The sequence below is a fragment of the Aneurinibacillus migulanus genome (assembly GCF_001274715.1).
Classification (GTDB): domain Bacteria; phylum Bacillota; class Bacilli; order Aneurinibacillales; family Aneurinibacillaceae; genus Aneurinibacillus; species Aneurinibacillus migulanus.
In genome coordinates this window covers 70,629-92,472 of the sequence record NZ_LGUG01000002.1, presented here as the reverse complement: position 1 = coordinate 92,472, position 21,844 = coordinate 70,629, and the positions used below count along the sequence as shown (strand labels likewise).

At 46.7% G+C, this 21,844-nt stretch carries 29 protein-coding genes; 22 read left to right on the top strand and 7 right to left on the bottom strand.

All coding sequences use genetic code 11. The features are described from left to right. Positions 1 to 17: 17 nt before the first annotated feature. Positions 18 to 176 carry a hypothetical protein gene (locus AF333_RS34425; protein WP_235495888.1) on the bottom strand — a complete coding sequence of 53 codons (159 nt, stop codon included), beginning with the start codon at positions 174 to 176 and terminating at the stop codon, positions 18 to 20. Between the two features lie 259 nt (positions 177 to 435). Further along, complete coding sequence (locus AF333_RS00480) at positions 436 to 1,572, bottom strand: glycerol dehydrogenase (RefSeq protein ID WP_043063868.1); 1,137 nt, start codon at positions 1,570 to 1,572, stop codon at positions 436 to 438. A gap of 289 nt (positions 1,573 to 1,861) precedes the next feature. Here AF333_RS00480 and AF333_RS34095 point away from each other — a divergent pair, with 289 nt between their 5' ends. The 11 genes from AF333_RS34095 to AF333_RS00430 all read left to right on the top strand — a co-directional run bounded on the left by AF333_RS34095 (position 1,862) and on the right by AF333_RS00430 (position 11,421). Beyond that, entirely contained in the window at positions 1,862 to 2,038 is a 177-nt protein-coding gene (locus AF333_RS34095; RefSeq protein ID WP_162836865.1) for a hypothetical protein, read from the top strand. A gap of 18 nt (positions 2,039 to 2,056) precedes the next feature. Next, positions 2,057 to 3,313, top strand: a complete 1,257-nt coding sequence (locus AF333_RS00475) for a sensor histidine kinase (RefSeq protein ID WP_043063869.1) — start codon at positions 2,057 to 2,059, stop codon at positions 3,311 to 3,313. Beyond that, on the top strand, positions 3,291 to 4,052 hold the full coding sequence (locus tag AF333_RS00470) for a response regulator transcription factor (protein ID WP_043063870.1): 762 nt from the start codon (positions 3,291 to 3,293) through the stop codon (positions 4,050 to 4,052). The genes AF333_RS00475 and AF333_RS00470 overlap by 23 nt, the downstream gene beginning before the upstream one ends. Positions 4,053 to 4,163: 111 nt before the next feature. Next, positions 4,164 to 5,849, top strand: coding sequence for a propanediol/glycerol family dehydratase large subunit (locus tag AF333_RS00465; protein WP_043063871.1), 1,686 nt, complete (start codon positions 4,164 to 4,166; stop codon positions 5,847 to 5,849). Positions 5,850 to 5,861: 12 nt separating this feature from the next. Further along, on the top strand, positions 5,862 to 6,452 hold the full coding sequence (locus AF333_RS00460) for a propanediol/glycerol family dehydratase medium subunit (protein WP_043063872.1): 591 nt from the start codon (positions 5,862 to 5,864) through the stop codon (positions 6,450 to 6,452). Next, a complete protein-coding gene (locus tag AF333_RS00455; RefSeq protein ID WP_043063873.1) occupies positions 6,452 to 6,874 on the top strand; it encodes a diol dehydratase small subunit in 423 nt (140 codons plus the stop codon). Before AF333_RS00460 ends, AF333_RS00455 begins: the two co-directional genes overlap by 1 nt. A 5-nt stretch (positions 6,875 to 6,879) precedes the next feature. Then, on the top strand, positions 6,880 to 8,709 hold the full coding sequence (locus AF333_RS00450; RefSeq protein WP_043063874.1) for a diol dehydratase reactivase subunit alpha: 1,830 nt from the start codon (positions 6,880 to 6,882) through the stop codon (positions 8,707 to 8,709). Next, positions 8,706 to 9,041: a glycerol dehydratase reactivase beta/small subunit family protein gene (locus AF333_RS00445; protein WP_200894922.1), complete on the top strand. Its 336-nt coding sequence runs from the start codon at positions 8,706 to 8,708 to the stop codon at positions 9,039 to 9,041. Before AF333_RS00450 ends, AF333_RS00445 begins: the two co-directional genes overlap by 4 nt. Positions 9,042 to 9,046: 5 nt before the next feature. Next, positions 9,047 to 9,475 (top strand): GlcG/HbpS family heme-binding protein, encoded by a 429-nt coding sequence (locus AF333_RS00440; RefSeq protein ID WP_043063875.1) that lies wholly within the window; start codon positions 9,047 to 9,049, stop codon positions 9,473 to 9,475. 34 nt (positions 9,476 to 9,509) lie between these two features. Continuing rightward, the gene (adh, locus tag AF333_RS00435) at positions 9,510 to 11,030 is read left to right on the top strand and encodes an aldehyde dehydrogenase (RefSeq protein ID WP_043063876.1); all 1,521 of its coding nucleotides are present in this window, start codon (positions 9,510 to 9,512) and stop codon (positions 11,028 to 11,030) included. 25 nt (positions 11,031 to 11,055) lie between these two features. Continuing rightward, positions 11,056 to 11,421 carry a DUF779 domain-containing protein gene (locus AF333_RS00430; RefSeq protein WP_043063877.1) on the top strand — a complete coding sequence of 122 codons (366 nt, stop codon included), beginning with the start codon at positions 11,056 to 11,058 and terminating at the stop codon, positions 11,419 to 11,421. A 107-nt stretch (positions 11,422 to 11,528) separates the two neighbouring features. Here the strand turns inward: AF333_RS00430 and AF333_RS31395 are convergent, their stop codons facing one another. After that, positions 11,529 to 11,687, bottom strand: coding sequence for a YycC family protein (locus AF333_RS31395; RefSeq protein WP_074714927.1), 159 nt, complete (start codon positions 11,685 to 11,687; stop codon positions 11,529 to 11,531). Positions 11,688 to 11,781: 94 nt separating this feature from the next. Further along, positions 11,782 to 12,345, bottom strand: coding sequence for a thioredoxin family protein (locus AF333_RS00425; RefSeq protein ID WP_043063878.1), 564 nt, complete (start codon positions 12,343 to 12,345; stop codon positions 11,782 to 11,784). A 215-nt stretch (positions 12,346 to 12,560) separates the two neighbouring features. Between AF333_RS00425 and AF333_RS34420 the strand changes: the two genes are divergently transcribed. From AF333_RS34420 to AF333_RS00410, 3 genes are all read left to right on the top strand, one after another. Further along, positions 12,561 to 12,986, top strand: coding sequence for a hypothetical protein (locus AF333_RS34420; RefSeq protein ID WP_052811699.1), 426 nt, complete (start codon positions 12,561 to 12,563; stop codon positions 12,984 to 12,986). Continuing rightward, complete coding sequence (locus tag AF333_RS00415; protein WP_235356571.1) at positions 12,880 to 13,530, top strand: YidC/Oxa1 family membrane protein insertase; 651 nt, start codon at positions 12,880 to 12,882, stop codon at positions 13,528 to 13,530. The genes AF333_RS34420 and AF333_RS00415 overlap by 107 nt, the downstream gene beginning before the upstream one ends. Before the next feature lie 202 nt (positions 13,531 to 13,732). Then, positions 13,733 to 14,140 (top strand): PaaI family thioesterase, encoded by a 408-nt coding sequence (locus AF333_RS00410; RefSeq protein ID WP_043063880.1) that lies wholly within the window; start codon positions 13,733 to 13,735, stop codon positions 14,138 to 14,140. Positions 14,141 to 14,244: 104 nt separating this feature from the next. Here AF333_RS00410 and AF333_RS33325 read toward each other — a convergent pair whose 3' ends face one another. After that, entirely contained in the window at positions 14,245 to 14,406 is a 162-nt protein-coding gene (locus AF333_RS33325) for a hypothetical protein (protein ID WP_158502284.1), read from the bottom strand. Between the two features lie 197 nt (positions 14,407 to 14,603). On the opposite strand from AF333_RS33325, the gene AF333_RS00405 reads away from it, so the two are divergent. The 7 genes from AF333_RS00405 to AF333_RS00375 all read left to right on the top strand — a co-directional run bounded on the left by AF333_RS00405 (position 14,604) and on the right by AF333_RS00375 (position 20,120). Beyond that, entirely contained in the window at positions 14,604 to 15,332 is a 729-nt protein-coding gene (locus AF333_RS00405) for a (Fe-S)-binding protein (RefSeq protein WP_043063881.1), read from the top strand. Next, entirely contained in the window at positions 15,329 to 16,750 is a 1,422-nt protein-coding gene (locus tag AF333_RS00400) for a LutB/LldF family L-lactate oxidation iron-sulfur protein (RefSeq protein ID WP_043063882.1), read from the top strand. Before AF333_RS00405 ends, AF333_RS00400 begins: the two co-directional genes overlap by 4 nt. Then, positions 16,740 to 17,432 carry a LutC/YkgG family protein gene (locus tag AF333_RS00395; RefSeq protein ID WP_043063883.1) on the top strand — a complete coding sequence of 231 codons (693 nt, stop codon included), beginning with the start codon at positions 16,740 to 16,742 and terminating at the stop codon, positions 17,430 to 17,432. Before AF333_RS00400 ends, AF333_RS00395 begins: the two co-directional genes overlap by 11 nt. A 96-nt stretch (positions 17,433 to 17,528) precedes the next feature. Continuing rightward, positions 17,529 to 18,461, top strand: coding sequence for a 3-hydroxyacyl-CoA dehydrogenase family protein (locus tag AF333_RS00390; RefSeq protein WP_043063884.1), 933 nt, complete (start codon positions 17,529 to 17,531; stop codon positions 18,459 to 18,461). Positions 18,462 to 18,540: 79 nt separating this feature from the next. Next, positions 18,541 to 18,813 carry a DUF1294 domain-containing protein gene (locus AF333_RS00385; RefSeq protein ID WP_043063885.1) on the top strand — a complete coding sequence of 91 codons (273 nt, stop codon included), beginning with the start codon at positions 18,541 to 18,543 and terminating at the stop codon, positions 18,811 to 18,813. A 10-nt stretch (positions 18,814 to 18,823) separates the two neighbouring features. Beyond that, positions 18,824 to 19,435: a YdcF family protein gene (locus AF333_RS00380; RefSeq protein ID WP_052811701.1), complete on the top strand. Its 612-nt coding sequence runs from the start codon at positions 18,824 to 18,826 to the stop codon at positions 19,433 to 19,435. A gap of 115 nt (positions 19,436 to 19,550) precedes the next feature. After that, positions 19,551 to 20,120 carry a hypothetical protein gene (locus AF333_RS00375; protein WP_043063886.1) on the top strand — a complete coding sequence of 190 codons (570 nt, stop codon included), beginning with the start codon at positions 19,551 to 19,553 and terminating at the stop codon, positions 20,118 to 20,120. On the opposite strand, the gene AF333_RS34415 is transcribed toward AF333_RS00375, so the two are convergent. Both AF333_RS34415 and AF333_RS00370 read right to left on the bottom strand, forming a co-directional pair. Next, positions 20,117 to 20,356, bottom strand: coding sequence for a hypothetical protein (locus AF333_RS34415; RefSeq protein ID WP_235495879.1), 240 nt, complete (start codon positions 20,354 to 20,356; stop codon positions 20,117 to 20,119). The genes AF333_RS00375 and AF333_RS34415 overlap by 4 nt on opposite strands. A gap of 63 nt (positions 20,357 to 20,419) precedes the next feature. Continuing rightward, positions 20,420 to 20,623 carry a hypothetical protein gene (locus AF333_RS00370; RefSeq protein ID WP_043063887.1) on the bottom strand — a complete coding sequence of 68 codons (204 nt, stop codon included), beginning with the start codon at positions 20,621 to 20,623 and terminating at the stop codon, positions 20,420 to 20,422. 178 nt (positions 20,624 to 20,801) lie between these two features. Here AF333_RS00370 and AF333_RS00365 point away from each other — a divergent pair, with 178 nt between their 5' ends. After that, on the top strand, positions 20,802 to 21,755 hold the full coding sequence (locus tag AF333_RS00365) for an MBL fold metallo-hydrolase (RefSeq protein ID WP_043063888.1): 954 nt from the start codon (positions 20,802 to 20,804) through the stop codon (positions 21,753 to 21,755). Positions 21,756 to 21,844: the final 89 nt, after the last annotated feature.

Sequence of the window (21,844 nt, the reverse complement as noted above, 5' to 3'; positions counted from 1 at the left end):
AAACGATACGATATAAATTACACTTGATATTTTGACAGGGTAACGTGGTTGGAAGGAGGCGATTCAGAAAAAGAAGAGGTTGGATGCGCCCTACGCCCTAGCCGAAGAAAGGCAAACGTGTCTTTTTCCAACCGTTCCCGTCCACCGCCCTTCCTTCTTTTCTTACCTCTCACCACAAGAATTTGTCAATTTATCAAATCAGATGTATATAGAAGCGAGAGTTAAAAAGGGACTGAAAGAATTGGCTTTCAGTCCCTTTTCTTTCTTTGTTCCATGATTATCAATTTACTATAACCTCTTTGTTATAGAACAATTGTTCGGTTTTATAAAATATCAATAGAGTTGTTTAATAGAGTCAAAAAATTAAGAAAGTAGGTGTCGCTGTTAAAGATGGAAAAGGATGAGTAGCAATGCCCGCGCGTTTTTCTTAAGGTGTTACAGCACAAGGGAGGAGGATTGCATCCATACGGTTTCTTTGCTTTGTTTGTATACATGCCCCAACGCGTCAGCAGCCATCATTGCAGCATATACTTTGTCTGGCGTAATTTCCATATCCATATTGTAGATAGTTTCCCCTTCTTTACAGGCCGCTTCTGCCGCAAGCCGGATTTGCTTCGGATCGGCATTTTCGAGTCCAATATCGGCAAGTGTGGTGGGCAGACCGACAAGATGACAGAAATCGATAACTTTCTCGATTTCGTCCATTGCTCGATTCTCTAGCACAAGCTGAGTGAGCGTACCGAACGCTACTTTTTCTCCGTGACAGTATGGATGCGTTTCCTCCAGTACAGTTAACCCGTTATGGACAGCGTGGCAGGCGGCCAATCCTGCACTCTCAAAGCCCAGTCCACTGAGTAACGTGTTTGCTTCCACAATATTGGACAGCGCTTCAGTTACGACTTTGCGTTCACAGGCGATTTTTGCTTTGTACCCGTCCCGTAGCAGAATTTCATAGCATAATTCGGCAATGGCCAGGGCAGCCTGTGTCATCGTCCCTCCTGCGATATTTCTTGCACGGGCACGAGCACAGGCGGATGCTTCAAAATAAGTGGAAAGAGCGTCGCCCATTCCTGCCACCAACTGCCGAACAGGGGCATGGGCGATGACCTCAGTATCAAGCAGCACCAAATCCGGATTTTTTGGAAGCACCAGATATCGCTCGAATACACCTTCATCGCTGTAGATAACAGAAAGTGCGCTACACGGTGCATCGGTGGAAGCAATGGTTGGGACGATTGCGACCGGAACATCCAGCTCAAATCCAACCGCTTTGGCTGTATCGATTGCTTTTCCACCTCCGATGCCAATAATAATATCCGCTTTCTCATTTCGTCCGATCATGCACATTCGATTGATTTCATTGTCGGAGCTCTCACCCTGAAACGTCTCAATGTGGTACTGTACATTATGGAGAGCAAGACTGTGAATAATATTCGCTTTTACAGCTTCGATGCTCCTTATGCCACCTAAAATCAGTACTTTTTTACCCAAAGGAGCAACATATTGCCCAATTTCGCTAGTAACAGCGGGTCCTTGCACATATTTACTTGGAGAAATGAAGATTTGCGGCATGACTTATCCTCCTTTTTTGATAACGCTTACAATATTTTGGGTGTTATTCGGTATCATTGTAACTGGAGAATAAGAAAGCGGTTCTGTATTTTTTTGATGTAAACTAGCATGTTATTGATATGTTTTTTATCGTTCAGAGAGCATTCTGGCAGTACCTAGCGAAATCTGTCGAAAACTCACTGTGATTTCTCTTTTTTCTACATTATATTGAAAAAACTAAACTTATTTCACTTGTGGCAATTTTCTATACATGATAAAGTTTAAAAAAATAAAATTATGGAGGCGCCGGATGGAACGGGATTATCATTGCTGCGCTACGTGCCAACATTTCCAGGTGCTCAAACATCCCGTAAGAAAAACGGAATACAGATGTGCAAGGCTCGGATATGCGACCAAACCGACTTACCGGTTTGAATGCTGGACACCGAAAGACATTGTAGTGGAGAGGATGCGGAAGGAAAAATAGAAGGAGAGGAAGGAAGCGATGGCAGCTTTGACGCTTCATGACTTTGTCGATGTAGGAGTGCTTCAAGAGGTACAGGATCGATTCGCCGACGCAACCGGTCTTGCTGTGATTATCGGCGATGAGAAAGGGCGCCCGATTACTGAACCTAGCAATTTCACGTCATTCTGCTTATATATTCGTTCCTGTCCCGAAGGGCTTGCACGCTGTATCCTATCGGATGAAAGAGTGGGGATTCTGGCAGCGAAAGATGAAAAGCCGGTCATCCATCGCTGCCATTCCGGATTGGTCGATCTGGCCGCCCCGATTATACATAATGGCCAGTATCTAGGCGCCGTGCTGTGTGGACAAGTAGTGATGGATGAAAACGAAGCAGAGCAGTTAGAGATGATATATGGGAACGTCCGTGACCTGCCGCTTGATCGGAGCGAACTGTTCAAGTGTCTGCAGCAGGTAGCACGCCAGGATGAGAAAAAAGTTAGCGCTGTCGCCGAACTCCTATTTATCACTGCAAATTATATTATAAAAATGATAGCCGCTCAGATTGCGCAGCAAGAACTTCATCAGAAAACACAAAAACTAATGGAAGAGCTACATGTGCGGACAGAACTCGAAAAAACGCTGCAGGATATTGAATTGAAGATGCTCCAATCCCAAATGAATCCTCATTTTCTATTTAATGCGCTTAACACGGTTTCTCGTCTCGCTTATTTAGAAGGCGCAGAGAAGACTCAGGAAGTCACATGCAGTCTTTCACGGATTTTGCGTTATAATTTACGCAAAATCGATAAGCTCGTTCCTCTGGAAGAAGAATTAGAATATATAAGACACTACTTATTTATCCAGCAAACCCGTTATCGGGATCATCTGCATTTTGAATGCTTCGTTGACCCGAAGCTAGAACGTCTCCCTATTCCTTTACTTACGCTGCAGCCATTGATTGAAAACGCTATCGTACACGGATTCGAACCGGAGGGGAAACGAATGACGATTCGGGTACGGGGGGAGATTTTCGGACATGACGTCAGGTTTACGGTTGAGGACAACGGAAGAGGAATGCCGGATATTCCTCTTGCAGATATGCTCTTGGAGGCACAGCGTGAACGCCGTGCAGGCCACACGACAAACATTGGGCTCTATAATATTCATCGCAGGCTACAGTACCAGTTTGGTGCAGGCTATGGAATTACAGAGATGAAGGGGAGACCTGGAAAAGGAGTGACCATTACGATTATGCTGCCGGGAGGGAAGCAATATGAATCTGTTGATTGTGGATGATGAACCATTGGAAAGGGAAGTATTGGCCAGGATAATCTCCAAAGGCGGATTTACACAAGCGCGCTGTTTTGAAGCGCAGAACGGAGCAGACGCAGTGGAGGTAGCTAGGAGACAGACGATTGATCTAGCGATTCTAGATATTAAGATGCCGGTGATGGATGGGTTGACCGCCGCAGAGCGTATCCGTGCAGAACAGCCGAACTGCAGACTCATTTTCCTGACCGCATATGAAGAGGAACGTTTTGCTGATATGGGCATGCATGAGTTTGGTATCGAACGGTATCTGCTAAAACCGGTACATCCCCAAGAGATAGCACGGACGCTGCGTGAGTTTCTACCATCTCCAAAGAACGGGACAAGCTTAGATGCGGAAGAAACACATCCGGTTTTCAAAATTAAATCATATATCAAGCGGCACCTAGCTGAGGAACTGACATTGGAGAGCCTGGCTGAACTCGTTCATCTGCATCCGCAATATGTCAGTCGGCTATTCAAGCAGAAGGCAGGCTTGACACTGACGGATTATATTATTCAAATACGCCTGGAGAAAGCCAGGCGGCTTCTTGCCGAAACGGAACTTTCGATGGCACAAATTGGGGAATTGTGCGGATTTTTGGATCCGAATTATTTTTCCCGCTTGTTTCGTAAACATGAAGGCGAGACCCCAACACAGTACCGCAAGCGCCGGAAAGCGATGCCGAATCTCCCGCCATATCAATTCCAGCATTCACTTTTCTAATCTAGAAAGTAAAGAGAATGCTAAGGAAGGTCATTACAATACAGATACAAAAAATAAATTGAAAATTATAATTATTATGTAAAGAAGGTGAGAAACAGAAGGGGTGAAAGTATGCAGGCTTCACAGCAGACAAAGCGTTCTGGACGCTTCCGGGTGCTTGAATCGCAGCCGATTAATCAGGATGGATTTGTTACGGAATGGCCAGAGATGGGATTCGTCGCTATGGCGAGCCCAAATGATCCAAAGCCGTCGATTAGAGTGGAAAGTGGAAAAGTTGTAGAGCTGGACGGAAAGTCGCGGGAGCAATTCGATATGCTAGATCAATTCATTGCCGACTATACGCTGGATTCCACTATAGCTGAAAAAGTAATGGCAATGGATGGGCTTGACATCGCCCGTAAGCTGGTTGACATTCATGTTTCACGCTCTGAAATGATTGAATTGGCACGAGGCATGACACCTGCTAAGGTTGTTGAAGTACTCAATCATATGAATGTAGTGGAAATGATGATGGCGCTGCAAAAAATGAGAGCACGTAAGACGCCATCCAATCAGTGTCATGTGACGAATGTGCGGGACAATCCGGTACTGATGGCCGCTGATGCCGCGGAGGCAGGCTTGCGGGGATTCGATGAGCAGGAGACGACGGTTGGTATTGTGCGTTATGCGCCATTCAATGCACTCGCCCTGCTAATCGGATCGCAAACTGCGCGGGGCGGTATTCTTACGCAGGACGCGCTGGAGGAAGCAACCGAACTGCGCCTTGCGATGCTAGGATTGACCTCCTATGCGGAGACGATATCGATTTACGGAACAGAGTCAGTATTCATCGACGGAGATGATACGCCCTGGTCCAAATCGTTCCTTGCATCGGCATATGCTTCTCGGGGTGCAAAAATGCGCTTTACATCCGGCACAGGATCGGAGGTGCAGATGGCAGGCGCTGAAGGTAAATCGATGCTCTATCTTGAAGTGCGCTGTGTCATGATGGCCAAGGGTGCCGGTGTGCAAGGATTGCAGAACGGTTCCATTAGCTGCATCGGCGTACCGGCTGCTGTGCCGAGCGGACTGAGGGCTGTGTTAGCGGAAAATCTCACTACGACGATGTTCGACTTGGAAGTAGCTTCAGGTAATGATCAAACATTTTCTCATTCTCCAATTCGTCGAAGCGCCAAGATGCTCTGTCAGATGTTACCTGGTACTGATTTCATTTTCTCCGGCTATAGCGCAGTGCCGAACAGTGATAATATGTTTGCTGGTTCGAACATGGATACGACGGACATGGATGATTACCTTGTATTGCAACGGGATATGATGGTGGACGGCGGATTGCGTCCTGTCGATGAAGAAAGCGTAATTCAGATTCGTCATGAGGCAGCCAGTGCACTACAGGCGGTATTCGATGAGCTGGGATTCCCCGCAATTACGGATGAAGAAGTGGAAAGTGCCACGTATGCCAACAGCAGCGAGGATATGCCTTTACGTAATGTTGTGGACGATTTGAAGGCTGCGGAACGAATTTTGAATGAAGGTATCACCGGCCTTGATGTAGCGCTTGCTTTGGAAAAGCGGGGATACCGTGAGATTGCCGAGCGGATATTCAATATGTTGAAGCAGCGTGTGGCTGGAGATTACCTTCACACCTCGGCTATCATCGATAAAAATAACATTGTGCGCAGTGCGGTCAATGATGAGAACGATTACAGCGGTCCTGGTACCGGATACCGTTTGAGTCCGGAAAGATGGGAAGAAATCAAAAACATTCGCCAGGCCATCAGTCCACAGGATTTTGATTGAGGAGGGAACGATATGCCGTCCACAACTTTTACCGTTCAGATGAATCTGACTGAGAAAGAACCCGCAAAGAAAGGATACGACCCACATGAAGTAGTCGTGGCCGTGGGTCCCGCATTTGGCGGAGGGATAAATAAGACGATTGTCCATGTAGACCATGCGAGCGTATTACGGGAAGTTCTTGCAGGAATTGAAGAGCAGGGGGTAAAGGCTAGAGTGATACGCAGCCGCTCTACTGCAGACCTTGCGTTTATGGGACACCAGGCGGCTAGGCTAAGCGGCTCAGGCATTGGTATTGGCATTCAGTCAAGAGGAACGACGGTTATCCATCAGCGCGATCTTGACCCGTTGAGCAATCTGGAGTTGTTTCCACAATCGCCGTTAATTACGTTGGAGACATACCGGGCGATTGGGCGCAATGCCGCTATGTATGCCCTGGGTGAGAGTCCGAATCCGGTACCGGTCGTCAACGACCAGATGGCTCGCCCGAAATATCAGGCGGTAGCCGCGATTCTTTATTTAAAAGAGTGCCAGGAGCTCGTACCGGATGCAAAACCAAGCGAGCTGAATGTTCAAATCTCTATAAATGAACAGGAGGTGCTGTAATGGAAACGCTTACCCGTAAACATTACCCTCTTGGCGCGAAGCGACCGGATTTGCTTCGGACACCAAGTGGAAAATCATATGATGAATTGACGCTGGATGCGGCACTAAGCGGACAAATAAAAGCAAGTGATCTACGTATCAGTTCCGAAACGCTCCAGATGCATGCGCAAATTTGTGACAGTCTGGGAAAAGTACAGCAGGCAAAAAACTTTCGTCGGGCCGCTGAATTAATTCGTATTGCCGATTCGCGCATTTTGGAAATTTATAACGCCTTACGCCCCCGTCGTTCTACGAAAGAGGAATTGCTGACTATTGCTGATGAATTGGAAACGCAATATCAAGCGCTTGAAAATGCTGCACTTGTCCGTGAAGCGGCCGATGTTTACGAGAAGCGAAAGCTGTTGCGCAGGGAAGAGGAGTAGGCCAAGTGTCGCAGGTAATTGCCGGAGTCGATATCGGAAATTCATCGACCGAGGTGGCGCTCGCCCGTGTCGACGAAGGGAAAGTAGAGTTTCTCGCACAGCACCTGACGAAAACAACCGGTATCAAAGGAACGGTGGATAACGTTTCTGGTATTCGGTTTGCCTTGAAAAGCGCTGCGGAAAAAGCGGGTATATCTTTCAGTGATATTAAGAAAATTCGTGTAAATGATGCCGTTCCGGTTATAGGCGATCTGGCCATGGATGTAATCAGCGAAACACTTATTACCGAATCTTCTATGATTGGGCATAATCCGGACACGCCCGGTGGGACTGGACTTGGCATTGGTATGACGCTGCATTTGGACGACTTGCGATCCAATGCAGAAAATGGGCAGGCATATATTGTAGTAATCCCGGCAAAAGCGGATTATGAATGGGCCGCCCATATGATAAACGAGGCGTATGATCGGGGAGTCAAGATTGCGGGAGCTATCGCACAAAAAGACGACGGAGTGCTCATCTACAATCGGCTTCACTGTAAAATTCCCATCGTTGACGAAGTCGCTTATATCGAAAAGGTACCGCTCGGCAAACAGTCGGCGGTAGAGGTTGCGCTTCCTGGTCATGTCATCCGCACGCTTAGCAATCCTTATGGGCTTGCTACTGTATTTGGGCTGACACCGGATGAGACCCGGCAAATCGCCCCAGTAGCACGGGCGTTGGTTGGAAACCGTTCCGCTGTCGTTATCCGTACTCCACAGGGAGAGGTAGTGGAACGACGCATTGAAGCCGGTCGCTTAATATTACACGGAAGAAAAAGCCGGATAGAGGTTGCGATTAACGATGGAGCCGAAGAGATTATGCGAAGCATCGAGAGAGCGGGAGGACTTATCAATGTACAAGGTGAGATGGGAACGAATGTAGGCGGAATGCTGAACGGGCTACGCCAGTACCTATCCGAGAGTACCGGTCAGCCTTTTGCAGATATTTCCATCGGCGATTTATTAGCAACGGATGTGCTCATACCGGTTTCGGTTAGCGGTGCCATGGCCGGGGAATTATCGATGGAGAGCGGTGTTGCGTTGGCGTCCATGGTAAAAACAGAGCGCATGCCTGTTGAGAGAGTGGCACAAGCGCTTGAGAAAGAACTTGGCATTCCCGTAGAGGTCGGGGGTGTAGAAGCGGAAATGGCTATCCGAGGTGCATTAACGACACCGGGGACAGAGAAGCCGCTTGTCATCCTCGATATGGGGGGAGGCTCTACGGATGCGGCAGCGGTAAGCGAAGGAGGCGAAACTATCTCGGTTCATCTTGCGGGAGCGGGTGACATGGTTACGATGCTGATTGATGCAGAACTGGCGCTTCATAGCCGGGAACTTGCAGAGAAGGTTAAAAAAAATCCTCTCGGCAAGGTGATGAGCCTGTTTCATATGCAGCTTGAAGACGGAACAATGTTATTTTCCGAATCGCCGTTTCCCCCGGATGTTTATGGACGTGTCGTTATTCGAGAAGAGAAGGAACTGGTGCCCTTGCCCGTCAAATTGTCTATGGAAAAAGTACGGGCAGTGCGTCGGAGCGCTAAACGCAGGGTATTCGTTACCAATGCGATTCGGGCGCTGGCGTATATTGTACCAACTAAGAATATTCGCCATCTTTCCTTTGTTGTAATGGTCGGAGGTTCAGCGCTGGATTTTGAGATTCCGCAGATGGTGACGGAGGAGCTTGGAAAATACGGTATTGTCGCCGGATTTGCTAATGTAAGGGGAACAGAAGGACCGCGTAATGCAGTAGCAACCGGTCTTGTACTATCCGTAGCGCGGGAGGTGGTCGGGTGAAGTCGAAGATAGGTATCCCTGTACTCTCTGAAAAAGGGACAGGAGAAAAGGTGCTGAACGATATCTTTGCAGGTTTGGAAGAAGAAGGAGTGCCGTTCTTTCATATAGAAGGAGCAGAATGCGATGTTTGGGAATTAGGCAGGCATGCGGCTACTCTTTCCCCGTTGGATGTTGGTATCGGTGTAGGAAAGGATGGTGGGAGCGCCATCTGCCACATAAAACTGGCTCGCGGCTCACCTTATCTGTTCGAACCGGCAAGCGGGAGGACAACAGGGCAGAATGCAGCTCGCCTTGTAAAAGGAATGCCGTTTAAAAAAGGGAAAGGAGTGTGAAGAGAATGAGTAGGCTAACATTGGATATAGCAAAGGCCATGATAGAACATGCCGAACATGAGGCGCATCAGATTGGCGTCCCGATGGTTATTTCGGTAGTGGATGAAGGCGGTAATCTCGTGGCTTTTCATCGAATGGATGATGCGCTTTTGGTAAGCATTGACATTGCGCAGAACAAAGCATGGACTTCTGTGGCGCTAAAGATGCCGACCGCAAATCTGGCGGAAGCCAGCGCTCCCGGTGCTGAGCTATATGGCATCAACACAACTAACAATGGGCGCGTTATATTGTTTGGCGGCGGCATCCCGTTACGCTCAGAAAACCGGATTATCGGCGCGGTGGGCGTAAGCGGTGGATCGGTGGAGCAGGATGTACGAGTAGCGGAAGCCGCAGTGAAATCATTCGAAACAATGATGGTTGACGCTGGAGCCTAGAATCGAATTTTACAATGAACAAGGAGGAATAAATATGATCGTTGCACAACCGGGACAGGAGCAAGCGAAGGTGAATTTCAAATCGCAGTACGATAACTATATCGGAGGTAAATGGGTTGCACCTATTAAAGGCGAGTATTTCGAGAATGTTTCTCCGGTCAACGGCCAGGTATTCTGCCGCATTGCACGTTCCTCGGCGGAAGATATCGAGCTGGCGCTGGATGCTGCCCATGCCGCTAAGGATAGCTGGGGTCATACACCGGTCGCGGAACGTGCCCGTATCCTTAATAAAATCGCTGATCGGTTGGAAGAGAATCTGGAGTTGTTAGCGGTTGCGGAAACATGGGATAACGGAAAGCCAGTACGGGAAACAATGGCTGCTGATATTCCATTAGCGATTGATCATTTCCGTTATTTTGCTGGTATTTTACGTGCAGAAGAAGGAACTATCAGTGAGATTGATGAGTATACGGTCGCATATCATTTCAATGAACCGCTCGGTGTGGTCGGTCAAATTATTCCATGGAATTTCCCGATCCTGATGGCATGCTGGAAGCTGGCACCGGCGCTCGCAGCAGGAAACTGCGTTGTACTGAAACCGGCCGAGCAGACTCCTGCTTCCATCATGGTATTAATAGAATTAATCGAAGACTTGCTCCCTCCGGGCATACTGAACGTTGTGAACGGCTTCGGCGTGGAAGCTGGCAAGCCGCTTGCGTCTAACCCACGTATTGCCAAAATTGCATTCACTGGTGAGACGACGACGGGACGTCTGATTATGCAATACGCTTCGCAAAACATTATTCCAGTCACGCTGGAACTGGGAGGCAAATCCCCAAACATCTTCTTCCCGGATGTGGCATCCAAAGATGACGCTTTCTTCGATAAAGCCATTGAAGGATTCGTTATGTTCGCTCTCAACCAGGGGGAAGTGTGCACATGCCCTTCCCGTGCATTGATCCATGAATCGATTTATGATGAATTCATGGAACGGGCACTTGAGCGTGTGAAAAGCATTAAACAAGGCAATCCTCTGGATACGGAAACGATGATCGGGGCGCAGGCATCGATGGAGCAAGTGGAGAAAATCTTGTCCTACATCGATATTGGGTTACAGGAAGGAGCCGAGTGCTTAATCGGGGGCGAGCGCAATTATCTGGAAGGCGACCTGAAGGATGGATACTACATTAAGCCAACCATTTTTAAAGGCAATAACGACATGCGCATTTTCCAGGAAGAGATTTTCGGACCGGTGGTTTCGGTAACGACATTCAGAGATGAAGCGGAAGCGTTGCAGGTAGCAAACGATACGCTGTATGGTCTTGGAGCAGGCGTATGGACACGGGATATGAATACGGCATACCGCATGGGCCGCAAAATTAAAGCAGGGCGTGTATGGACGAATTGCTATCACGTATATCCGGCTCACGCGGCATTCGGCGGATACAAGCAATCCGGTATCGGACGCGAAACACACAAAATGATGCTTAATCATTACCAGCAGACGAAGAATCTTCTGGTTAGCTATGCACCAGAAGCGCAAGGATTCTTCTAAACTTGCGTCCACGGGAGGTGAAAGCATGGAAGAAGTCAAACGGGTGCTGGCAACAGACAAAGCGCTCGCTTTGATTAAGAGATTAAAGGACAGGCATGGGCCTTTGATGTTTCATCAATCCGGAGGATGTTGCGACGGGAGTTCACCGATGTGTTATGCACGAGATGAGTTCCTAGTGGGGGATCAGGATATTCTACTGGGCGAAATCGGAGACAGTCCGTTCTATATCAGCAAATCGCAATACGAGTACTGGAAGCATACGCAGTTGATTATCGATGTGGTTAATGGACGAGGCGGTATGTTTTCACTCGAAGGTCCGGAAGGGGTGCGTTTTTTAACTCGCTCAAGAGTGTTTACAGACGAGGAGCGGAAGATGTTGAGCAGCAAGTAGTAAATACTGGGCACAGGTGTTTTACGCGATATGGGAAAATTTGAACGTGTAAAGCGGAGTGGGAAGGGGTTCCCGCTCCGCTTTTATCATGTCTTATTATGCAAGCTCTATTCTTTGCTTTTTGTGCCAGCGTTCTCTTCTTTGGCAATCTCGGTTAGCTTTTGCAGAAGAATATGTTGCGGCATGTGCATAATTTGTTCGATTGGCACATTCAATTTTTCAGATAGCATCTTGGCTGTTTCAAGGGAAATCGGGTTTGGCTTCATGTTTGTGCCCCTTCCTCATTCTTTTTATCTATTATACCAGACTGGGTGTACAGCGAAAAAAGGAGCGATTCTGTAGCCGTTCCTTTCCGGTGCTTTACAGGGCGGCAAGGATTTCGTGTAGCTCTTTGATAATAATGGTCTGGTACCCCGTATCCTCCCCGTATTCTTGTAGCATTTTCGCTCTAGTATCCTTGATTTTTTCATCATAATCCGGTGCGTTCCGATCCGGATTTTCCTGTTTGAATGCGATCATAATCGCCTGCACATTAGCTGGTCGAGGTCCCCATTTGCCGAGCACGTTGCCATCTGTATCAATGAAGAGAACGATTGGAATGGCCCGCCCGCCCATCGTTAGGAATTGGTCCATCACCTCAAGGTTATCTTCCATAATGAGTATCTCAGTCGGGATTTTTGCCTCATCCATAGCATGGAATATAACAGGCACGTTGCGCACAACATCTCCGCACCAGTCTGCGGCCAGAATCAAGCAGTGAATGTCATCTCGCTGCTGAAACGATTGGAAGAAATCTTGTTCTCCTTCAGGCCAGGTAAAGCGGCTATACCAATCATGAAACGTATCCTTGTTTTTCGACATTCCTTTCATGAATTGTTGCGGAGATTTCCCTGTTTTGATTTTGGCTTTTAGGTTTATGCTCATATTTATTCCTCCTTTATGAATCAGCTCGGACACACTGATTTCTTACCACAATACGTATATAATGTGTTTCGTCGAAAGAGCATAAATTCCTTCCCATAGATGTGCTGTGCGGTGATTGTATGTAAATAGAAATTTGAAACTGACTCTTATATTATGCGTATGGCATAGTGTATAATCCGATATGATAGGAAACTAATGAGAAGGGAGGGAAAGCGATGGAGCTGCCTTTTGATATTTCGTTTTTGTGGATGATGTTTTGGATATCTACCTTTGTAGCAGGATGTTTTGCAATCATAAGGGCAGGAAAAGCGTATCATCCATCTATTGCAGGTGTAGTCCCTGCGGAAAGTGAGAGTGGTTCCTGCATAGGAGCAAGAGCGATCGTACGCCGTTTTCTATGCATGCGCCGTAAATGCCCGGCAAAAGAATCGTCTTCTGGAGACGAAGAGCCGCCGTCTTTCCTGAAAAAAGCCGATAGATATGCTTATTCAGGAAAGGAGAAAATAAATGCACGCTTTATCACAACCAATTACGGTGGTTTTGGTTCCATTGCTTACCCTCTTGTTTCATCTGGCACAGGATTGGGGAATTGCCGTCCTGTTGCTTACGTTGTTCGTTCGGTTACTGCTGTTTCCGTTTAGTCTGCGGGTAGCCCGGCAGCAAGCATTGCAGATGAAGATAAAGCCGGAGCTTGTTTCACTGAGAGAGCGTTATAAGGACAAGCCGACTGATTTAATAATGGAAACGAAAAAAATATATGAAAAATATGGTGTAAAACCAATGGCCATGTTTACGATTGCTTTGTTGCAGATGCCGATTTTCATGGCGATGTATTCGTTGTTTATTACGCATGGCGCGACGATGTCCTCTTTTTTAATTCCATGGGTGCTGACGTTTGCAGAGTCTGACCCGTGGCATGTGTTGCCTATCGTTGCGGCTTCGCTTGCTTGCCTGACCAGTTTTTTGCCGTTGTCACCCGGTGTCGGAACGACCATATCAACTCAACAAAGAATACTAACAGCACTCTTGATGATTCCTTTCTTTTTGCTTATTTTGTGGAAAGCGCCGGTTGCGCTTTGCCTGTATTGGATTGCTGGTTCCTTGTTTGGTCTACTGGAGCGATTGTTCTATCGCACCGTCTGGGGCAAGTCGTTATTGAATAGAAAAGCGAGCGCCCAAGTTTAATATAAGAACAAATTTCCTTCGTCATTTTTTTCGATGAATAAGAAAGCGACATATGCTTTCTTCCGAAGCTTGGCACCAGCCAAGTTTTCTTTATTCCCTGTGGAGCGCGTGGAACGACGGACGAAAAGACCGACAACGCCCGCAAGTTTTTCTTATTAGTGGTAAGATGTAGATGCATACTACGTACGATGGAGGATAAAAGATGGCTGATGAACAATATTTGCGGGAATTAAAAAGCTACTTTTCCGATGTGCCGTTCTGGAAGTACGTCGGGTGTACGATTGAAAGCATTGAGGAAGGACAAGCCGTGCTATCGCTTACTGTTTTGCATGAGCATATGAATGGAAACATGACATTGCATGGCGGAGTATACGCTACGTTGTTGGATAATGCTATGGGGCTTGCAGCGCGTTCGCAAGGAGAAAAAAATCAGGCGACGACGAATATGAATATACATTACCTGGCTGCTGTTAGTGAAGGTAAGGTATATGCGCGTGGCCGTATTGTGCATCGCACGAAGCGCACGATCACGACTGAAGCAAGGGTTGAGACAGAAGATGGAACACTGCTAGCAATGGCTACGGGAAGCTTCCGGGTGCTGAAACAGTAGTATTCAATGTTCGTTCGGTAAGAAATGGATAACGAGAAGAAAGTAAAAGAAAGAGGGCTGCTTTTTGAAAAAGCGGCCCTCTTTCTTTTACTCTTATGCCATTCTTATACGGCTGTATAGTATTCATTAAACTCTTCACGTGAGATTTTGCAGCGTCCATCCGCAAACAGGAGGTAAACGTCATGCTCCGTTTCTTTCACAACCATTCCCTGTTGCGGGAGAATCCTATCATATCCTTTTTTTGTTCGTACCCATACAAGCTTCATGGTATGCGCCCTCCTTATTTGCATAAATTGAGTAATGTAGATAATAACACTTTGTTAAGTATATGTAAAGGTTTTGTTAAGAATTCATTTTTTTCTTGCTTATAATTTATTGTTATGGTAATTAATTGGCTTTCTGCTTTCTGTTCTGTAAAATAAGAAAATACAATCAATTACAAAACATGAAGAGGAGAGTAAGGATGAGAGTTTCTTTATTTATCACCTGTCTATCGGATGTGTTTTTTCCTGATGTCGGACAGAGTGTAGTGGAAGTGCTTGAAAAGCATGGAGCAGAGGTGGATTTTCCGCAAGATCAAACATGTTGCGGACAGCCAGCTTACAACAGCGGTTACCATAAAGAAGCACGCGAAACAGCAAAGCATATGGTCAACGTATTCACTGACAGCGAATACGTCGTATCACCATCCGGGTCTTGCGTAGCGATGCTTCGTCATTATTACCCTGAACTTTTGCGAGATGAACCGGATTGGGTCGAGAGAGCTCGTAATCTGGCTGAAAAAACGTATGAATTCTCCGAGTTTCTGATACGAATTCTGAAGGTAGAGCAAGTAGACGCGAATTTGCGCGCTCATGCTACTTACCACCATTCCTGTCATATGAGTCGCGGATTGGGAATTAAAGAGGAACCGACGACTCTTCTTTCCCAGGTAAAAGGACTAGAAATGGAAGAGCTTCCCTATTGCCAGGATTGCTGTGGATTCGGCGGTACATTCGCTACAAAAATGAGCACGATTTCTGAAGCGATGGTGGATGAGAAAGTGAAGCATATCGAAGCTACGGGGGCGAATGTACTAATTGGCTCGGATATGGGATGTCTGATGAACATCGGCGGCCGCCTGCGTCGGACGGGCAAAGACATACAGGTTATGCATGTGGCGGAGGTTCTCGCGAGAGGGGGAGGAAAATGAGTGTACAGCCACTTGAATTTTTTGGAAGGGTAAATAAAGCACTAATCGATGAGCAATTACGTAAAGCGGTGCCGTTCACCCAAGATCGATTGCGCGATGGGCGTTTTCAGGCAGCGGATGAGTTAGGCAATGTAGAGGAATGGCGAGATTTAGCGGCGCAAATTCGCATGCATACAATTGAAAACCTTGATAGTTACCTGGAACAATTGACCGATAATGTGGTACAGAATGGTGGACATGTACATTTTGCTTCCACTGCGGGGGATGCAGTAGCCCATGTACTGCGGATTGCAAAAGAGAACAATGCTCGTTCTATTATTAAATCAAAATCGATGGTTTCCGAAGAAATTCACCTTAATAAGCACCTTGAATCGGAAGGTTTACGAGTCATCGAATCGGATCTGGGAGAATACATCATCCAGTTGGCCGGGGAAACCCCATCTCATCTTATTGCGCCGGCCATCCATAAGACGCGAGCACAAGTGGCTGAATTGTTCTCTGATGTGGCTGGTCGCACGCTGTCCGACGAGACGGCGGAATTATGTCAGTTTGCCCGTGAAGAACTGCGTCGTGAGTTTCTTGAAGCTGATATTGGAATATCCGGGTGCAATTTTGCCGTAGCGGAATCCGGTTCAGTCGTCCTCATCAGCAATGAAGGAAATGCGCGTCTTACTACAACACTTCCTAAAGTACATATTGCCATTATGGGCATGGAACGGCTCGTGCCTACATGGGAAGAACTTGATATTGTCGTCTCAATGCTGACGCGCAGCGCAACGGGGCAAAAGATTAGTGTTTATATGACCGCGATGAGCGGTCCGCGTCGTCCACAGGACATCGATGGACCGGAAGAATTCCATCTTATCGTGCTTGATAACGGTCGTTCTGATATTCTTGGCACGGCATATCAGGAAGTACTCAAGTGCATCCGATGCGGTGCTTGCCTGAATGTATGTCCAGTATACCGCCATATTGGTGGTCATGCATACGGAGGTGTATATAGTGGTCCGATTGGTGCTGTATTGACACCGCTCTTGGAAGGATACGAGGAATGGAAGGAGTTACCGTTCGCTTCTAGTCTGTGCGGCGCCTGTACCGAAGTATGCCCGGTAAAAATTCCGCTTCATGATCTGCTCATTGAGCATCGGAAGGATGAAGTAGAGCGCGGGCATGTTTCCTGGCAGGAGAAATTAGCATTTAAAGGATTCGGATACCTAACGACCCATTCTTCACTGTACGATAAAGCGGTGCGTGCTGGCCATATGGCAACCGGATGGCTCGCAAACGATGATGTTATTGAGAAGGGACCAGGACCGATTGCAGGTTGGACAAGTGTACGTGATCTGCCGCGTCCAGCCAAGCAATCATTTAGGGAATGGTGGAAAAAAGAGAAGGAGGGCGGTACACGTGGCAACTAGAGAACGGGAAGAATTTTTGAATCGAATTGCTGGTAAGCTGGGCCGTCCACGGCGCAGCGGAGTGAAACCACCAGTCTGGAGAGCAAAGCCATACGCTCATCTACATGAAAAGTTGGATCAGGAGGGATTAGTGCAGCAGTTTATTGAGAATTTACGTATGCTGCGAACACAAGTACTTCATATTCCGCCGGAAGAAATGGAATGGGCGTTACAGCAAATTTTTCAGGAAACACCCGCCCATTCGGTCGTATACTGGGACGATGAACGCCTTCATAAACTCGGATTAAGCAGATTGCTTGATAAACAGGGTGTCGTACACCGGAGCTGGGATACATCGGTAGACGAGCAAGAGCTACGTAATGATACAGCCGGAATTGAGATGGGAATCGCGTATGCGGAGCTAGGCTTATCGGAGACGGGAACGGTTATGTTATGGAATGGTGGCGGCCGAGGCCGTCTTGTCAGCCTGCTTCCTCCCGTATTCGTCGTCATACTATCGGAGAAGGCAATTATGCCCCGTTTGACTGAGGCTACCGCGTACGTACATGAGAAAGTCCCAGACGGTCTTCCCGCATGCTTGAACTTTATTACCGGTCCGAGCCGGACGGGGGATATTGAAATGGATTTGGCTTTCGGTGTGCACGGGCCTGGGAAAGTTCACGTTATTTTGTTGAAAGAATAGCTAAAACATAAGTGCGGGAACGATAAAGTTAAGCTTCCATCAGCGAGGGTCTTACCATCCGCTGGATCGAGATAAATAGAAAGGATGCGACATACTATGATTCAACAAGCGGCTGTTATCGGTGCCGGTGTAATGGGACATGGCATTGCGCAATTGTATGCACAGGCAGGCATTCCTGTTTTCCTATACGATTTGGAAGAAAACTATTTGGAAAAGGCGAGAAAGGCCATCAAGGCGAACCTAATACTGCAGGTGCAGCGGGGAGTACTAACAGAAGTGGAAAGCGAGCGGGCTGTTGCCTGTATTACGTATACAACTGATTTGGAGGAAGCGGTACGTACCGCCGATTTTGTAACTGAAGCAATTCCTGAAGTCATCGAATGGAAATGGGAGCTATATGAGAAACTAGAGAGCTGCATGAAGCCGACGGCTGTTATTGCTTCCAATACGTCCACCATTCCGGTTTCGCGTCTGGCAGAAAAGATGTCTACACCTGAACGCATGATGATTACCCATTTTTTTAATCCGGCACAGCTGGTACCATTGGTTGAAGTCGTCCGACACGAACGAACGGAAGAAAAAATTGTGCAGACGACCATGGAAGTAATGCGCATGATTGGAAAATCTCCGGTACTTCTGAAGAAAGAGGTACCGGGATTTATCGCTAACCGGTTGCAAGCAGCTGTTGTAAGAGAGGCGCTTCACTTGCTCGAAGAAGGTGTAGCAGAAGCGAAAGATATCGATTTGGCAGTAACCGAGGGGCCGGGGTTCCGCTGGGCCTTTATTGGTCCGATCGAGACGGCGGATTTCGGCGGGCTGGATACGTGGAAGCGTGTTGTTGATAACCTGGCACCAGAGTTAAGTCAAAGCCGGCAAGCTCCTGAGTTTTTGAATACATTGGTGGACGCCGGTCATTTGGGTGCGAAGTCGGGGCAAGGCATTTACGAATATGAAGAGATTTCAGTCTCTGAAAAAATTAAAGAACGGGACGACAAGTTCATTGAATTATTAAAGGTAAAACAAAGATAATAGAAGAGAAAAATGAAAGGGCGGCGAGCGATGGCCGCTCTTTTCTTTGATAATTTATACGCAGGGAAGGAGAAGAGAAATGGAGTGGTGGTTTGGTTATTTACTAGCCGTAAATCTAGTAGGCTGGTTGTTGATGGGAATTGATAAGAGGAAAGCCCAAAGACATGCATGGCGCATTAAAGAAAGCACCTTGTTTGCTGTGGCGCTAGTAGGCGGTGCGGTGGGAAGTCTTGCAGGTATGTATATGTTCCGACATAAGACCCGTCATGCACGTTTCGTTTGGGGTATTCCTTTTATTCTGTTAATAGAATTGATTCTTTTATTGACGTACGGAAGAAGTTTAAGATACTGAGGGAGAAGATGTGAAGAGAAAATTCGTAATACGTATGCTTGCTGTATTAGTTGGATGTATTATATTGGCCCTTTTGATATACAGGCCGGTTTTAAATGGGATGGTGCAGTACCTCGTTTATCCTGATACAAGGAAGCCGAGTGACTTTATTGTTCTGCTTGGCGGAGAGACAGACGGACAGCGGACGCGCAAAGCGGTTGAGTTATACAAAGAGGGGCTTGCTCCCAAGATTATCGTCTCTTCCGGCGCGCGTATTTCCTGGCGTACAACAGAGAGTAAAGAAATGGTAGCACTCTTGAAACAGTTGCACGTTCCAGAACGTGATATTATTCTCGAACAGAAGTCACGCAGTACGTACGAGAATGCACTGTATACGAAGAAGACAATGGAGGGGCAAACACTGCGTAACAAGCGCCTTACACTTGTAACCGATGACTGGCATACGCGTCGTTCCGTGTATGTTTTTCGTCAAGTATTTGACGAAAGTGACATTGAAATCTGCAGCGTAGGCTCTCATTCACTGGAAAAGGTTCAATTGACCAATTGGTGGCAGGACCATGAGAGTATGCAGACTATATTGAGTGAGTGGGCTCGTTTAATTGTGTATGTTATTAAGTATTGAAGGCAATATTCAACTTCTATTTCTTCTTAGTATGTTTGGTGCTTAGATCGGCCGGGTATTTACTAAATAAACGGTGACTTAGTGAAACAATACGAAGAAGAAAGGATGACGAAATATGCAGAATGAAATGAATGATACAACACCAAATTCAACAGCAACGACGGCTTCTTATCCTGGCTATACTAACGATTCATCCTACAACATGAACAGTTCTGCCAACTCCGACTACGGTAAGCTTCTGTTCGGTATGTTCGCCGGTGCAATGGCGGGAGCCGCGACCGTGCTTTTGATGGATAAAGCGACCCGCTCGAATGTGGCTAGCAGCGCCGTAACGGTTAAGGATATGACGATTACAATGGCTCGTGACTTGAAAAATGATCCGCAAGGATTTGTGAGCAAAATCCAGGAGAAATCCGAAGTCGTCTCCTCCATTGCCCAGGAGGCGTCCCGCTCGATTCAGCAAATCGCGGATAAAGCAATGGAAGCGAAAGAGTATTCGATGGAAGCGGTCAATGTAGCCAGTGAAGCGATGGGCGAGATGAAAGACGTAGCTTCTTCTGCTGTCCAAAAGGCTTCGACAGAAATGAAGGACATAGCGCCTTCCGATGAATCTTCATCAAATATCGATCGCCGCGCTCAACATGGGAAAACGGACAGAAGTCCGGATGGCACGGTTACACCTTAAACGATGTGATATGTGAATACAGGCCGTATAGATTTTATATCTATATGGCCTTTTGTATGGTTTGATATTTCGACGGGGGAGTGTGGTTGGAAGGAGGAGATTCGGAAAAAAGACGAGGTTGGATGCGCCCTGCGTTCCGGCAGAAGAAAGGCAAACGTGTCTTTTTCCGATCGCGCCCACCCGCCGTCCCTCCTTCTTTTCTTACCTCCCACCATAAACATTTGTCGATGTATCAAATCAGATGTATATAGAAAAAAGCGAGCGGACAAAAAAGACCTGCTCGCTTTTTTAGCTTTTCTCTATAATGAGTGTTTGTTTTTAGGCTTAATCAGATTGAACTGTACAAGTACTTCGAAATTTAGCTGTTTTACGTCTTCACCGAACTCGATTTCGATGATTTTCGAATCCATGCAGCGAATGATTCCTTCATCAAACTCTTTATGAATGACTTCGTCTTCCGGTGAATAGTCAGCCATACGTCGTCTTAATTCTAAGAGGTCCATCATATCCCTCCTATTATCAAGGTAGTGTTTTAACTTTACCTCAAGAAACGAAGATGAAAACCTAAAAGTTAAAATTGTTTAAATATTCTATCGAGTGCAATAGATCGCATACCGAATATCCCAGGCATTTGTAAAATTTGATAAGATGGAATTAAATTCAACAGGAAAGGAAGATTCGATGAATGAATATGGAATTTACCAAGTCACAATTCCCCTCCCGTTTCGTTTAAACCATGTACATTGTTATTTGGCGAGACATAGTAGCACGTGGACCGTTATTGATACCGGTTTGAATCGGGATGTGACCCATGAAACGTGGCAAGCCGCATTCCAGGAGCATGATATTAAGCCACAGGACGTGGAACGCATTGTTCTTACTCATTACCACCCAGATCATTTTGGCTATGCAGGAGGAATGCAGGAGTGGACCGGTGCAGACGTATATATAAGTGATAAATCCAAGAAGCATGCGCTTTCGTCTTGGACGGTAGAGAATTTTGCTCATAACCGTCAATTTTATCTTGCTGCTGGTATGCCGGATGTAGTATTGGAGCAGCTTGGAGAAAATGATGATATGTTCTACGGATTAGTACGGCCGTTTCCGCAACAGATGAAACCGATAGTTGAAGGGGAGACGTACCGTATCGGTGAACTGGTATATGAAGCGATACACACTCCAGGACACGCCGAAGGACACATGTGCTTTTATAACAAGGAAGAAAAAGTACTGCTGGCAGGCGATCATCTACTAAAGAAAATCTCACCGAATATCTCTTATCATGGACATGGGGACTTCAATCCGTTGCATACGTATCTTACATCTTTAGAAAAGATTAAGGCGCTCGATATTGCGCTCGTCATTCCCGGACATGGGCCTGTATTTACGGAGGCGCAGGAGCGGATCGAGGAATTAATGCACCATCACGAAGAGCGCCTAGCGTTCGTGCTTGATGCATTAGAAGGCGAAATGACGGCATATCAGATTTCACAAAAGTTGTTTTCCCGTGTTCTAACGGTACATGAACAACGTTTCGCCATGGGAGAAACTCTTGCCCACCTGAATTATTTGGAGAAAAAAGGGGAGATTGTGGTCTATCGTGACACTATGCCACATACATATAGAAAGCTATGACTAACGAAGTAGAAGCATAAAAATATATACTTTCAGCGGTGATTATCGAAATTTTTGATTTGCATAGTTAAAAAGATATAAGTTGACAT